Origin of the sequence: Exiguobacterium sp. PvP048 (assembly GCF_040549175.1) — a bacterium.
GTDB classification, from domain to species: Bacteria; Bacillota; Bacilli; order Exiguobacteriales; family Exiguobacteriaceae; genus Exiguobacterium_A; species Exiguobacterium_A artemiae.
In genome coordinates, this window is sequence record NZ_JBEPSU010000001.1 from 51357 (window position 1) to 64599 (window position 13243).

General features: G+C 47.8%; 17 protein-coding genes. All 17 read right to left on the reverse strand.

The window, feature by feature from the left end; translation table 11 throughout:
• Positions 1-8 precede the first annotated feature (8 nt).
• The 17 genes from ABIC15_RS00270 to ABIC15_RS00350 all read right to left on the reverse strand — a co-directional run bounded on the left by ABIC15_RS00270 (position 9) and on the right by ABIC15_RS00350 (position 13228).
• The gene (locus tag ABIC15_RS00270) at positions 9-800 is read right to left on the reverse strand and encodes a menaquinol-cytochrome c reductase cytochrome b/c subunit (protein ID WP_012370657.1); all 792 of its coding nucleotides are present in this window, start codon (positions 798-800) and stop codon (positions 9-11) included.
• Positions 801-840: 40 nt separating this feature from the next.
• Positions 841-1512 (reverse strand): menaquinol-cytochrome c reductase cytochrome b subunit, encoded by a 672-nt coding sequence (gene qcrB / locus ABIC15_RS00275; protein WP_012370658.1) that lies wholly within the window; start codon positions 1510-1512, stop codon positions 841-843.
• A 3-nt stretch (positions 1513-1515) separates the two neighbouring features.
• Positions 1516-2022: a ubiquinol-cytochrome c reductase iron-sulfur subunit gene (locus ABIC15_RS00280; protein ID WP_012370659.1), complete on the reverse strand. Its 507-nt coding sequence runs from the start codon at positions 2020-2022 to the stop codon at positions 1516-1518.
• A gap of 104 nt (positions 2023-2126) precedes the next feature.
• Positions 2127-2567: a DUF2487 family protein gene (locus tag ABIC15_RS00285; protein ID WP_012370660.1), complete on the reverse strand. Its 441-nt coding sequence runs from the start codon at positions 2565-2567 to the stop codon at positions 2127-2129.
• Positions 2568-2763: 196 nt separating this feature from the next.
• A complete protein-coding gene (locus ABIC15_RS00290; RefSeq protein WP_012370661.1) occupies positions 2764-3291 on the reverse strand; it encodes a ReoY family proteolytic degradation factor in 528 nt (175 codons plus the stop codon).
• 28 nt (positions 3292-3319) lie between these two features.
• A complete protein-coding gene (locus ABIC15_RS00295; RefSeq protein WP_012370662.1) occupies positions 3320-4582 on the reverse strand; it encodes a tetratricopeptide repeat protein in 1263 nt (420 codons plus the stop codon).
• 43 nt (positions 4583-4625) lie between these two features.
• Positions 4626-5879, reverse strand: a complete 1254-nt coding sequence (gene aroA, locus ABIC15_RS00300) for a 3-phosphoshikimate 1-carboxyvinyltransferase (RefSeq protein WP_354019494.1) — start codon at positions 5877-5879, stop codon at positions 4626-4628.
• A complete protein-coding gene (aroB, locus tag ABIC15_RS00305) occupies positions 5870-6928 on the reverse strand; it encodes a 3-dehydroquinate synthase (protein WP_354019495.1) in 1059 nt (352 codons plus the stop codon). The genes aroA and aroB overlap by 10 nt, the downstream gene beginning before the upstream one ends.
• Entirely contained in the window at positions 6925-8079 is a 1155-nt protein-coding gene (gene aroC / locus ABIC15_RS00310) for a chorismate synthase (protein ID WP_012370665.1), read from the reverse strand. Before aroC ends, aroB begins: the two co-directional genes overlap by 4 nt.
• 23 nt (positions 8080-8102) lie before the next feature.
• The gene (locus ABIC15_RS00315) at positions 8103-8876 is read right to left on the reverse strand and encodes a CheR family methyltransferase (RefSeq protein WP_012370666.1); all 774 of its coding nucleotides are present in this window, start codon (positions 8874-8876) and stop codon (positions 8103-8105) included.
• 139 nt (positions 8877-9015) lie between these two features.
• Positions 9016-9432 carry a nucleoside-diphosphate kinase gene (gene ndk, locus ABIC15_RS00320; RefSeq protein ID WP_354019496.1) on the reverse strand — a complete coding sequence of 139 codons (417 nt, stop codon included), beginning with the start codon at positions 9430-9432 and terminating at the stop codon, positions 9016-9018.
• 94 nt (positions 9433-9526) lie between these two features.
• Complete coding sequence (locus tag ABIC15_RS00325) at positions 9527-10489, reverse strand: polyprenyl synthetase family protein (protein WP_214764266.1); 963 nt, start codon at positions 10487-10489, stop codon at positions 9527-9529.
• 1 nt (position 10490) lies between these two features.
• Positions 10491-11198, reverse strand: a complete 708-nt coding sequence (locus ABIC15_RS00330) for a demethylmenaquinone methyltransferase (RefSeq protein WP_012370669.1) — start codon at positions 11196-11198, stop codon at positions 10491-10493.
• Positions 11199-11220: 22 nt separating this feature from the next.
• A complete protein-coding gene (locus tag ABIC15_RS00335; RefSeq protein ID WP_012370670.1) occupies positions 11221-11799 on the reverse strand; it encodes a heptaprenyl diphosphate synthase component 1 in 579 nt (192 codons plus the stop codon).
• A 142-nt stretch (positions 11800-11941) separates the two neighbouring features.
• Positions 11942-12214, reverse strand: coding sequence for an HU family DNA-binding protein (locus ABIC15_RS00340; protein WP_012370671.1), 273 nt, complete (start codon positions 12212-12214; stop codon positions 11942-11944).
• 85 nt (positions 12215-12299) lie between these two features.
• On the reverse strand, positions 12300-13034 hold the full coding sequence (locus tag ABIC15_RS00345) for a hypothetical protein (protein WP_012370672.1): 735 nt from the start codon (positions 13032-13034) through the stop codon (positions 12300-12302).
• Complete coding sequence (locus tag ABIC15_RS00350) at positions 13031-13228, reverse strand: DUF2768 domain-containing protein (RefSeq protein ID WP_251135900.1); 198 nt, start codon at positions 13226-13228, stop codon at positions 13031-13033. Before ABIC15_RS00350 ends, ABIC15_RS00345 begins: the two co-directional genes overlap by 4 nt.
• Between the last annotated feature and the right edge of the window lie 15 nt (positions 13229-13243).

Sequence of the window (13243 nt, forward strand, 5' to 3'; positions counted from 1 at the left end):
CGGTTGTCTTATTTATTGTTTTCTCCGCCTTCACCGTATGAAGCGATGAATTTAGCAAGTTCTTTATGTTCGGCATCTGAACCTTTGAACTGTCCAGCAGGCATCGAACCGACACCTTTGACTGCGATATCATAAATTTCTTTTTCTGTCTTTTTCGTCCCGACGAGGGCTGGAGCTGCTGCACCACCTTCGAGGTTCTTACCATGACAGTTGACACATGACTGATTCGAATAGATCTCGAACCCTTTAGCTGCCGTATCGATTTCAGGACCTTCGTTCATCGTCAACTCACCTTGTTTATGGATCGTATCCCAGTGTGTTGTCTGAACTGATTCCCATGTCAAGAAGACAATCGAGACGACTGCAAGAAGCATCATGCTGACAGCAATCGGACGTTTTGCCGGGCGACGTTCCAGTCCTTGGTCAAGCCATGGCGCAACAAGCAGTGCTGTAAACGCTAGACCTGGAAGGATGACTGTCCCCATTAAAATGTACGGACCCGCTGCAAATTGATATTTCAAGAGCTGATAGAGGAATAGGAAGTACCAGTCCGGAAGTGGAATGTACGACGTATTCGTCGGGTCAGCAATATTTTGAAGTGGTGCTGCTTCAACGATTGTCAGAGTCATGAAGCCGATCAGGAAGACCGCTCCTACCATCCATTCGCGAAGTAAGAAGTTTGGCCAAAACGCTTCCGTCCGACCTGGATATTCCGAATAGTCTTTTGACTTGTTCGGCATCCGGTTGTTGATCGACACCCGTGAATCGGTGACGAATTTCATTCCTTTACCACGATGCATCGTGTTCTCCCCCTTTTAGTTGTCTAAAGTAATTGTCGGTTTAAAGTGGTCCAGAGATCCCTTGTTTGCGGATCATCATGAAGTGGGCCCCGAGCAAGACGAACAATGCTGCAGGAAGGAAGAAGACGTGAATCGCAAAGAATCGAGCGATCGTACTTGCACCGACGATTTCTCCACCCGCCAGGAGTGTTTTTGCGATACCACCGATGACAGGAATACTTTCGGCAATTTGGATCGTAACTTTCGTTGCGAACAATGCTTTCATATCCCATGGCAACAGATATCCTGTCAGACCAAGTGCTAAGACGACGAAGAATAACAGTACGCCGACAACCCAGTTCAATTCACGTGGTTTTTTGTATGAACCTGTGAAGAAGACACGTAATGTATGTAAGAACAACATTACGATGACGACCGATGCACCCCAGTGATGCATACCACGGACGATTTGACCGTGTGCCACTTCATTTTGAAGATAGTACACGGACGCATGCGCATTGATGATATCTGGTACGTAATACATCGTCAAGAACATTCCTGAAAGAATCTGGATGACAATCGTGAAGAATGTCAACCCGCCAAAACAATAAACGAATGCGGAGAAGTTATGGGCCGGGTTAACGTGTTCTGGAACTTCATGATCAGCGATATCTCGCCAAAGCGGTGTAATGTCTACCCGCTCATCAATCCAATCATAAATTTTTTGCATCATCGCTTACGCACCTCTTTCGACTGGTTTACCTAAGTAGAGGAAACCATCTTTCTCTTGCATTTCATAGCCATCGAGCGGTTTCGTCGGAGGCGTACCTGGTACGTTGACGCCATCTTTCGTATAACGACCGAAGTGGCATGGGCAATAGAATTGTTCCGGGTGCGTCGGATCAGATCCGAAACTGACTTGGCAACCTAAGTGTTTACAAATCGGTGATAATGCTAAAATCTCACCTTTATCGTTTTTAAACACCCATGCAGACAATGTTTCTTCAAACTCATACCATGCATCCTGTGTTTGTTTCTTGAAGTCAACCCGTTTTGGTTCTGTCGTGATATCCGACAACTTCATTACTTTTACTTTATCGCCTGCTCCTGATTTCTTCAGGACTGGATCAACTGCGAAGTTGACCATCGGCATGACCATCGTCGCCGCCATAAAGCCGCCGACTCCAGTCAATGTATACGTCAAGAATTGACGACGTGTTACGTTAGACCCGTTTTGAGCCATCTCGATCCCCCCTCGTGATGTACACTGTGCCCCAAGACCACGGTACTTCACACAAATTTCTCACATGGTAATAGTATCTTAATAAAATCATTGCGTCAACCGCTTCATAGCGCGGTCCAGCGGTTTCCTAACTGCTCTAAGACTTGCCCGACAAAATTCCCGACCATCTGACCTTGTTGATCTCGGCTCATCGTCTCAAGCGATAAACGCGGGACATAAATAATGTCCGTGACCGATGTCTCTTTCCACCGTAAATCGGCAGTAATGAACGTCACAAATCGAAACTGTTCTGAAGATGCCGCCTGTTGCCAACTCGTAAGCTGGTCGATGGACGGTTCACCGATATACGTCATCGCCGGTACAAGCATCGCCCGTCCCGACAATTGCCGTTCGACTTCCGTCGCGACGGTCATCGTCATATCTGCACATTCCGAGAAAGCATGCATCGCTTCGTCGAATCCGACGGGAATCAATGGGACAATCAACGTATCGATATACGCTTGTTCGTTTCTTGTCCTTTGAACATCGGATGGTTTGAAACGCAAGTCATTCCCCCCTTTCCTGTTCACTTACATTTCGTCACATTTAATGTATCATATCCGCTTTTGTTACTGCTTCTTTAATGTGAACGTTTTATGAAATTAGCTACAATTTTTCTTCATATTTTCCCCTTAGTTTCGATTTCGAAAAAAAGCCTCCCTTCAGTACAGTCGAAGGAAGGCAAACGACTCGATTTTTCGATCAGAGTTGGCTGCGGATGATTCGCAATTCGTCCGAAAGCGATTGGAAACGATGTTTATCCCGGGCGTCAAGCGCCTCGTCGATCAACCGGACCAAACGTTCTTCTTCTTGACGGTTGACCGTCGCCGCAATGAAATTCATCGCAGCATCGGCCAGTTTCGGTTCAACGGCTACTTCCGGTCGGAACGGATTTTCCTCCAACAGCGAGAGGTACTCGTCATCCATCATCATCCCTTGAAAGTTCAACTCGATATAAAGCGGCTCATCCGTCAATCGAATATCATGGTAGGCTTTTTCCGGATCGGTCGTTTTGACCTCTCCTTTTTTAAAGAGAAACGGGTCTGCATCAAATCCATAGGTCGTAATGATCATTGCTTTTGGCGCAAACATGGCATTTTGAACAAAGTGAACCTGTTCGAGCTTCGAATCGTTTCGAAGCCAATAATCGATGATCCACTTTGATTCCCGACGTTTCAACGTATAATAGGTCAAGATGCGGCGCAAGAAACGCTGCTTTCTCTCTGTCATCTTAATCCTACTCCCTTCTCCAGTGAAGTCATCCATCCATTCGTTCGACATAGTCGACTAAATCGGCATCTTCCGGTGTCAGTGCAGCCGCCCGGCGTAATAAGATCAGCCCTTCGTCCCGGCGTCCTTCTTCCACGAGCGCATATCCATACTCTTTTAAGAATAACGCATCATCCGCAAAAGCAGCCTCTACTTGCGCATATTTCTCCATCGCTTGCGTATACTCTTCTAATGCATATAAGGAGCGTGCCCGGTACCAGGTCAGAATCGGTGCCGTCACATGTTCTTCGATGGCGGAAATCGTCTCAAGCGTCGCATCGTGATCTTCATCTTCCGCGAGCAGTGCAAGCAGTCTTTCGGCCGCGACGAGCGATTCCGGATTGAGGGCCAGGGCTTCACGCAATGCTTTCACACTGCCTTCCCGGTCTCCAAGTTTCAAGAGGAACAATGCTTCCATCGTTCGCAACTCATCGTTGTAATCGTCGCGCTCGATTCCCTGTTTGATGACATTAAGCGCTTCTTTCGTCAGTCCGAGTTCAGCCTGACTTTCCGCGTACGGGACATACGCCGACGTATAATCAGGATCCTGAGCAATCAATTGCTGGAATGTCTCGACCGCTTTTTGATGTTGTCCGACCCGGTGAGCCGTCATCGCGAGTCCGAACAATGTATGCAGATCCGACCGTTCCGCCACGGCGCGTTCATACAGTGGAATCGCTTCTTCGAACTCCCCGATCATGGCCAATGCTTCCGCATAGAGGGCATCCAGCGGCAATTCTTCCCGCAAGACCGGATCAGCCGCAATTTCAGCAAACAAAGGAACCGCTTGATCAAATGCACCGAGTGTCATATACAGTTCAGCCAGTCCATAAGCAAGCAACGGTTCATTTGGTGCTAATTCCCGGGCCTCCTTTAATTTGGCCAATGCTACTTCATCAAGTCCTTGCGACTGATACAAGTCGGCGAGCAGGACCAACGTCCGGGGACCATTTTCGATATCCGTCACGTCCACCTGTTCCAGGACGGTGATGGCCTCTTCTTCCCGGTCGAGATCGATGTAACATTCGGCAAGCAATAAGGCCACACCGGCATTCCCTGAGTAATCGACGTACAACGGAGCCAACAGATCGACGGCACGGTCGGATAATCCTAATTCGATGTACAAATCAGCCACCGCCAGACGATCTTCGTCCGTTCCTGTTTTTTCGAGTTGTTCGAGTGCGACTAACGCTTCAGACGTATGACCGTGTTCGAGACTCTCGACTATTTCTTTTAATACGTGTTCGTTCAAGGCAAACGCCTCACTTTCCTCTATTTCACTGTTCGAGATCTTTTCAGGGATTCGTTTGTTGCAGTGTCTTTAAATCATCATAAAACGTCGGGTAGCTGACTTCAACTACTTCATTCCCAAGGACCTCGATTTCCGGCTGTAATGTCGCAGCAATCGTCAGCATCATCGCCAGACGATGGTCTCCTGCACTGTCGACCGTCGCTCCGACAAGTGGTGTCGGTCCGTCAATAATCATGCCGTCTTCCGTCGCTTCAATCTGCGCACCAATCTTTCGCAGCGTCGAAACGACCGTCTCGATCCGGTCCGTCTCTTTAACACGCAGTTCCGCTGCATCCCGGATGACGGTCCGTCCTTCGGCTTGTGTCGCAAGCAGGGCAAGCAACGGAATTTCGTCGATCAACGAAGGAATTTGCTCCCCTTCAATCGCTACAGCTTGCAGGGAAGTCGTCATCAGCGTCACGTCAGCCGTCTCTTCCCCCGCCGTTTCCCGACGGTTCGTGATTTCGACACTGGCTCCCATCTGCCGTAAGACTTGTAAAAATCCTGTCCGTGTCGGATTCATCAAGACATGTTCCGTCGTAATCCGACTGTCGGCTCCTAAGATAGCTGCCGCCCACCAAAAAGCAGCAGAAGAAGGATCACCCGGAATGTCGATTTCTGTGGCTTGCAGGCGGACCGGTCCTTGCAGACGGATTTTCCGTCCCTGCTCCTGTTCTTGAATAGTCAGGTCGGCTCCGAATTTCGGCAACATCCGTTCTGTATGATCCCGTGACAGAATCGGTTCGACAACTGTCGTCTCGCCGGTCGCAAACAATCCGGCCAGTAAAACCGCACTTTTGACTTGAGCGCTCGCAACAGGCAACGTATAGGTTGTCCCGACAAGCGGTTGACCATGGATCGTCAGCGGCGCGTATGTCCCTTCAATGTCCGCTCCGAGTGTCGCAAGCGGGACGGTCACCCGGTCCATCGGCCGTCGTTGTAATGACTCGTCTCCTGTCAAGGTGTACGTTTCCTGACTACCTGCCAAAATACCGCTCAGTAAACGAATCGTCGTTCCTGAATTACCGCAGTCAATCGTCGCTGCCTTTAGAGCAGTGGTCCCGGTAATCCGAATTTCTTGTTCCGTCTGCTGAACGTGTGCGCCAAGTGCCTCGACTGCTGCGAGTGACGCCAGACAATCTGCCCCTAACAAGGCATTCGAAATCACTGTTGTTCCTTCTGCGATTCCACCCATCAAAAAAGCACGATGGGTCATCGATTTATCGCCCGGTACACGTACCGTCCCTCTTAAGCCCAATGTAAACACCTCACTGTTTGATCATATGCATTCTTTAGACGTTTCTGATCGATTGCTTCCAAAGAAAATCCATCTTGACCTTTTACTACAAATCGAATCGATACATCATTTTTTTTGTCGCGTTTCATCAATTCCAAGTATCTTTCAAACGGTTGACGTTCCGGTAACACAACACCAAACCGGTGAATCAGCTCGACCAATCGGTTGGTTTGGTATTCGTTGCCTTCAAGGATTGATACAAAAACCAGTCCGATCCCGACTGCTTCTCCGTGGGACAGATCCTCACTCGCATATTCGACGGCATGGCCGAAAGTATGCCCGTAGTTTAAAAAGGCACGGATGCCGGTTTCCCGTTCATCCTGTTCTACGATATGCTGTTTCACCTGTATGCCGGCTGAAATCCAGTCAGCGAGCGGTAATTGTTTGATATCTGAAAGTCCCAGTCCGATCAGCTCTTCCGCAAAAGTCGGACGCGCCAATAATCCATGCTTCAGTAATTCAAAAAAACCGCTTCTCCATTCGCGGTCGGACAACGTTTGTAAAAAGGCTGGATCGTATAAAACGGCAGACGGCTGATAAAAAGCACCTACTAAGTTCTTACCCCAACGTAAGTTTAATCCAACCTTTCCGCCGACACTCGAATCATGTGCGAGCAATGTCGTCGGGATTTGAAGGAAAGGAACACCACGTAGGAAAGTCGCTGCAACGAATCCCGCTAAATCACCGATCATACCGCCTCCGACGGCAAGAATCATCGTCTTTCGTGTTGCACCCTGCTCAATTCCTTCTTCCAGCAACCGTTGATAGACGGATAAGGATTTACTTCCTTCCCCCGGCTCGACGGTACTGACATGCTGAGCCGTCACCGGAAAAACATTCTCAAGTTGACGGCGGATTGACGCCATATGCAGATCCGCCACGGTCTGATCCGTAATGATCCAGAACCGATCCGCTTCCTGCGCTTGTTTCACTTCATGAATCCGTCGGATGGCATCCGGTTCAACATAGACGGAATAAGGACGGCTCGCCCGGATAGTCAGATGCGTCAAAAGAGACGCACCTCCTCCCGGTAAGCTGTGACAGCCTGTTTCAGGCGGTCAAGCGTCGATGTACCGAACATCTCAAGAACAGCTGCCGCAATCTCGACGGCTACGACGGCTTCCAGTACGACCGCTGCCGCCGGAACGGCACAGGCGTCACTGCGTTCGACCTGAGCGACGAATGGCTCCTTTGTTTCGATATCGACGGACTGGAGAGGACGATATAACGTCGGAATCGGCTTCATCGCCACTTGGACCCGAATAGGCATTCCGGTCGACATTCCGCCTTCAATCCCGCCCAGATGATTCGTCTTACGGAAATACCCGGTTTCGTCATGCAGGATTTCATCCTGGACCGTACTACCTTTTCTGCGCGCCAAATCAAATCCGTCGCCAAACCCGACTGCTTTCATCGCATTGACACTGATGACGGCACGGGCGATCCGGCTGTCAAGTTTCGTCTCATTTTGTGTAAAGGAGCCGATTCCCGGCATCATATCTGTCACGACGACTTCGACTTCTCCGCCTAATGTGTCCCCGTCTTTTTTAGCTTGGTCAATCGCTGCCATCATCCGCTCTGCTGCCGCTTCGTCGGCACAGCGAACAGGCGACGCCTCAATCACTTCCCGGTACTCCATCGGGTTGACGAAATCCGCATCGATGCCTCCGATGGAGCGGACATGAGAAAACACATCAATCCCCAGTTGACCGAGCAGTTGTTTGGCAATGGCACCGACCGCGACACGCGCTGCCGTTTCCCGGGCGGACGAACGCTCCAGGACATCGCGTAAATCCCGGTGTCCGTATTTTAATCCGCCGACCAAATCAGCATGACCCGGGCGTGGACGTGTCAGTGTCCGCGGACGTTCCAGTTCCTCCTGCAACGGTTCGGCCTGCATGACTTTCGTCCAGTGCGTATGGTCTTTATTCTCAATGAACAGACTGATCGGTGCGCCCGTCGTATAGCCGTGCCGGATCCCCCCGCGGACATCCACCGCGTCCTGTTCGATTTGCATTCTCCGTCCACGACCGTAACCACCTTGACGTCGTGTCATCTCACGTTGCACTTGATCAAAATCAATGATGAGACCAGAAGGGATTCCTTCGATGATGACCGATAATCCTTTACCGTGTGATTCACCTGCTGTCATGTAACGCATGTTGCCTCATCCCCTTCTATCCGTTAGATTTTTTCATAAAAAAAGCTTTGTTTCATTTTTAAGCCAAATCGTTCCGGTTGGAAAATCTGTTCTGTTCCGCCGACAAACAAAATGCCTCCCGGTTTTAAAGCGTCGACGAATGACCGATAGACATGTGCCTTGGCTTCCTCAGTAAAATAAATCAAGACATTCCGGCAGATGATCAAATCAAATCCTGTATCATACCGGTCACCGAGTAAATTATGTTTACTGAATCGAACGAGACGTCTGATTTCAGGAACGACTTCAAACTGTTGTTCTTGTTCGATGAAATAACGTTTTTTCCGTCCTGCTTCCACTTCATTCAGAGCGGACGCTCCGTAGCGGCCTTGTTTTGCCTTCTCAAGGACTAACTCATCTAAGTCCGTTGCTTGAATCGTAAATTGTGCCGGATCGAGCTTTTCGTTTAGGATCATCGCCAACGAATACGGCTCTTCACCTGTCGAACAGGCGGCACTCCACGTCCGAATCCGTCCGTGGGCACGGGCTTGCAACACCGGCAAGATATCTTGCTCCAGTTGCTGCCATCGAATCGGGTTCCGGAAAAACTCACTGACGTTAATCGTCATCCGATCCAAAAATTCTTCATACAAAGTTGAACTTTTTTCCATCGCCTGCATATAAGAAGCAAATGTACTGTATCCTTTTTTATCACGTAATGCTGTTAATCGCCGCTTCATCTGGGCTTCTTTATATTGTCCTAAATCAATTCCTGATTTTTTCAAGAAACGTTGGATGAAAAGCTCATAGTCCTGCATAGTCCACCTCACAAATCCTCTCTCTGGTGGGATTGCTTTTCAGGCACTCCCTGTCTTATTTTCTATCTTAGCATAAAGCCATTTCCTTTCCAAAAAACAAAAAAGACGATTGAGCAGTTGCCCAATCGTCTTGCTGACCTCAAACGTTTAACGGTTGTCCTTGAAACCAAAGACCGAGTTCACGCTCGGCACTTTCAACACTGTCTGAACCGTGAATGACATTCTCGCTCATCGTGTTTGCAAAATCGCCCCGAATCGTTCCCGGTAGTGCTTCCGTCGGTTTCGTTTTACCAATCATTATCCGCGAAACCGTGACTACACCTTCGCCTTCAACACGAAGTGCGACGACAGGACCAGATGTCAAGAAAGTGACCAACTCTCCGAAAAATGGTTTTTCTGCGTGTTCCGCGTAATGAGCCTGTGCTAATTCTTCAGTCACCTGCATCATTTTCATTTCACGAATTACGAATCCCTTACGTTCGATACGAGCGATGATTTCTCCAATCAAACCTCGTTCAACGCCATCCGGTTTTACCATTAAAAACGTTTGCTCCATTACTAGTTCCCCCTATGAAATACAGATAAAAAAGCGCTTACATAGTAAGTTTACTGCGTAAATGGACAAGCGGCAAGAAATTTTTTACATTTTTTCAACCTTTACGTTTCCCGACATACCGGGCGACTTCTTCCAAGGACCGTTTCGCTGATGATTTCGGGAGATGATTCAAGCGGAGAATCGCCCGCCGAATGTATAAATCAACGGTTTGTTGCGTTCGTTCCAACGCATCTGATCGTTGCAACCGGTCCAGTAAAGGAGCCACCTCTTCATGACTCGGCATTGAACGAATCTTTTGTAATTCCCGGAAAAATTCTCGATCTTCCGACGCATAAAATACAGGCAATGTTTTATGACCATGACGCAAATCTTCTGCGACAGGTTTTCCAAGTTCAGTCCGTTTCGCTGTAAAATCAAGCAAATCATCTGCAATTTGGAAAGCTAGACCAATGTCACGCCCAAATTGTCGTAACGCCTTCGTATCTTCCGGTGAACAGTTCGCGACAATCGCCCCGAGATGACAGCTGGCTTCAATCAGGATGGCCGTTTTCCGCTCGATCCGTTTAATATACCGTTTGATCGATTGTTCCCAGTCATACTGATCGTAAATCTGCTCGATTTCGCCTTCACAGATTTCACGCATCGCATGGACCATCACCTGAACCAGTTCCGGTTTGCCAACTTCCCCAATCAGTTTAACTGCCTCACCAAATAAAAAGTTACCGGAATAGAGTGCCACTTCTTCATCAAAGTGTTGCATGACGGTTGGTTTGCCGCGCCGCAGTTCAGCGTCATCAATCACATCATCATGGACAAGTGAAGCCATATGGACCAGTTCAAGACTGGCTGCAACACGCACAAGCTCGTCACGATCGGCCTGACCGAACTTTGATGCGAGCAACACAAAGGCCGGCCGAATGCGTTTACCGCCTGCTTGAAGCAATTGTTGTCCGGCAGCATCGATGGTCGGATCGCTCGATGCGATATGACGGATCAAAAATTGATCCACTAAATTTACTTCTTTGGTTACGTCTCGATAAATAGAATGCAGTGACATCTCACCACTTCTTTCCGAGGTGCATTGCAGCCGCCCCACCTGCAAATGCTTTGACTTCCACTTGCATGAATCCGGCTTGTTCAAACAGTTGTTTCAGTTCGACACGATCAAGGAAAACTTCAGTTGACTCTTGCAACCAGTTGTATTGATCGTAGGATTTGGCAAACAAACGACCAACCTGCGGCATGATTTTTCCGAAATACAGGGAGTAAGCTTCCTTAAACAGCGGTGCTGTCGGTTGACTTGTCTCAAGGCAGACGACCGTCCCGCCCGGTTTTAGGACACGGTGCATTTCTTTGATGACCTGCAAATAATCCGGTACATTCCGCAGTCCAAATCCGATTGTCACGAAATCAAACGAATGATCGCCAAACGGAAGCTCCATCGCGTTCCCGTGAATCAACTCGACATTTTTCATCTCAAGCGCTTCAACTTTTTCGACACCAACTTTCAGCATGTTCTCGGAAAAATCAAGTCCTTTGATGACACCGGTCGGACCGGCTGCTTTCGCAAGCTGAATCGTCCAATCAGCGGTTCCACAACATAAGTCGAGACACTTTGCACCTGGAAATACGTTCATCCGGCGCATCGTTTCTTTTCTCCACAATTTATGAAGGCGGAAGCTGATGATGGAGTTCATTTGATCATAATTGCTTGAAATCGATTGAAACACTTCATATACTTTTTTCTCTTTTTCTTGTGTCTGCACGCAGTTCACCCTTTCGAAGATATTACGCTACTGCCATCTGTTCCAGATGAGATAATAACAGTTGTTGAGCACTTGATTGTAAGCTTTGTGCCCGTTGACGAATCAAACGTTGTCCGTCCTCCGTCAACCAGTCTCTTCCGCTAATCGCTGCTAGTCCTTGAACCAATCCGAATTCTGCCTTTAACCATAATAAGACATACTCTTCAGTTGAATCGTAGTTTTCCTCATGAAGGGCACATTTCGCTTCGTTCACATGCTGAACGGTCCGCCCGAGTGTTACGAGTGCCGTTTGGGGAAGCGACGCCAATTCTTCAAAGAAGTAGCTCGAAAATAAATCTCCCGCCAGAACCAGCAGTTGTCGTTCTTTCGAACCTCTTTTGGTCTCTCCGACACGTTCATGTAACAGTAAGGCCACCTGTGCATAATGCACACCTTTGACAAGTGATTGCCAAGCCAACGTTTCATTTTGGGCGACATCGATCAACCAACTGATTTGTTCACGATTGATGGAAGGGAAATCCACATGCCGAGCCAATTGTGTCGTTTGTTTTGTAGTGAGTGCGGTGATCATTTCTTCCACGAGCAGCTCTTGATGATTCATGCTTTTACCCCCCGATCTCCAGTGCCATCTCGTTGATGGATTTTCTTCTTTTTTAATATACCATAATCAGTTCGTTTTCTCGTCTCTCAATGTCCACAAAAAAAGCCGTCCGAGGAATTCCTCGAACGACTATGTAGCCGAATTACTTAACAGCATCTTTCAATGCTTTACCTGGTTTGAAAGCCGGTACTTTGCTTGCTGGGATTTCGATATCTTCTTTTGTACGTGGGTTGCGACCTTTACGAGCTGCGCGTTCACGGACTTCGAAGTTACCAAAGCCAATCAATTGGACTTTCTCTCCAGACTGAAGTGTCTCAGTGATCGATTCGAATGTTGATTCGACAACTTTCGTCACGTCTTTTTTAGTCAGACCTGATTTTTCGACAACTGCTTGAATGAGTTCAGTTTTGTTCATTACGTTCACCCCCTCCCAATCACTTCTTCGAGGCTAATCATACCTTATAAACGTTGATATTACAACATTTTCGTTAGAATCCCCATTAATTTTCTGATTCTTCGATCGATTTCTCAGAAAACACAGGTTCGCCTTTTTTGTTGATTGTGTAACTTTGGGAGTATGCAGGAACAAATGGTTGCTCATCGTAGAGCAAATGCCGAATATCTTGGCCGACTTTCGGCTTTTTCTTCGCTGTTTCGACCGCTTTTTTAAGTTCAGGCAAATAGTTGATAAACAACTGCCCCTGACCGTCTACATAGATCGACAGTTTTTCATCGGAATACGGACTCGGTACTTTCGGTTCCTCTTTGATAAACAGCTTCTTATAATCAAGCGTAAATTGATTTTTCCCGATCGAACCTTTGAAAGGATATTTGTCATTTTTCTTACGGTACGTATCAATGCGGACTTGAAGCTTTTGAAGTTCTTCTGCTACAAGCAAGTCCATCAATTTAACCGTCGGCTTTTTCTCGACATCCACGAGTAAATAAATGAAGGTCCCGCCCCCTTCAAAACTGTTGGGAGGAGGGTCGCTCATATAGCGTGGAATCAGACGTCCGAGTTCGATTTGATACCGTTCCATTAATGGTGTATCCGCTTCTCTTGTTTTAATCGGCAAAACGCCGGTATCTTTTTGATAGGCGTCTACTGCATTTTGAACCGTTCGAATTTGTTCCGGATACGGAACCCGATTCGACGGTTTTTGACTGTCCGGAAATAAACAGCCCGACAACAACATGACCGGAATCAGCATAAAGACTATTAAAAGTTTTTTCATGCACTCGGACCTGCCATGACAATAAAGACCATGATGATCGATGCCACGATAAAACAAAGAAAAGCAATGGTCGACATCAAGAATTGCCAAGCACCGGATAATTTCGTCCGACTGATTGTGACCAATAAGACACTGATCGCAAACAAACCGATCCCGGCAAACGAAATCCACATTTTTAGTAATCCAGGACTCAAGGTTTCCACCCCACT

Excerpts from the sequence above, each read along its gene's own strand:
- qcrB (WP_012370658.1), bottom strand. The coding sequence starts at position 1,512 with ATGATGCAAAAAATTTATGATTGGATTGATGAGCGGGTAGACATTACA.
- ndk (WP_354019496.1), bottom strand. The coding sequence starts at position 9,432 with ATGGAGCAAACGTTTTTAATGGTAAAACCGGATGGCGTTGAACGAGGT.
- ABIC15_RS00280 (WP_012370659.1), bottom strand. The coding sequence starts at position 2,022 with ATGGCTCAAAACGGGTCTAACGTAACACGTCGTCAATTCTTGACGTAT.
- ABIC15_RS00315 (WP_012370666.1), bottom strand. The coding sequence starts at position 8,876 with ATGCAGGACTATGAGCTTTTCATCCAACGTTTCTTGAAAAAATCAGGA.
- ABIC15_RS00290 (WP_012370661.1), bottom strand. The coding sequence starts at position 3,291 with ATGACAGAGAGAAAGCAGCGTTTCTTGCGCCGCATCTTGACCTATTAT.
- aroC (WP_012370665.1), bottom strand. The coding sequence starts at position 8,079 with ATGCGTTACATGACAGCAGGTGAATCACACGGTAAAGGATTATCGGTC.
- ABIC15_RS00325 (WP_214764266.1), bottom strand. The coding sequence starts at position 10,489 with ATGTCACTGCATTCTATTTATCGAGACGTAACCAAAGAAGTAAATTTA.
- ABIC15_RS00345 (WP_012370672.1), bottom strand. The coding sequence starts at position 13,034 with ATGAAAAAACTTTTAATAGTCTTTATGCTGATTCCGGTCATGTTGTTG.
- ABIC15_RS00340 (WP_012370671.1), bottom strand. The coding sequence starts at position 12,214 with ATGAACAAAACTGAACTCATTCAAGCAGTTGTCGAAAAATCAGGTCTG.
- ABIC15_RS00270 (WP_012370657.1), bottom strand. The coding sequence starts at position 800 with ATGCATCGTGGTAAAGGAATGAAATTCGTCACCGATTCACGGGTGTCG.
- ABIC15_RS00335 (WP_012370670.1), bottom strand. The coding sequence starts at position 11,799 with ATGAATCATCAAGAGCTGCTCGTGGAAGAAATGATCACCGCACTCACT.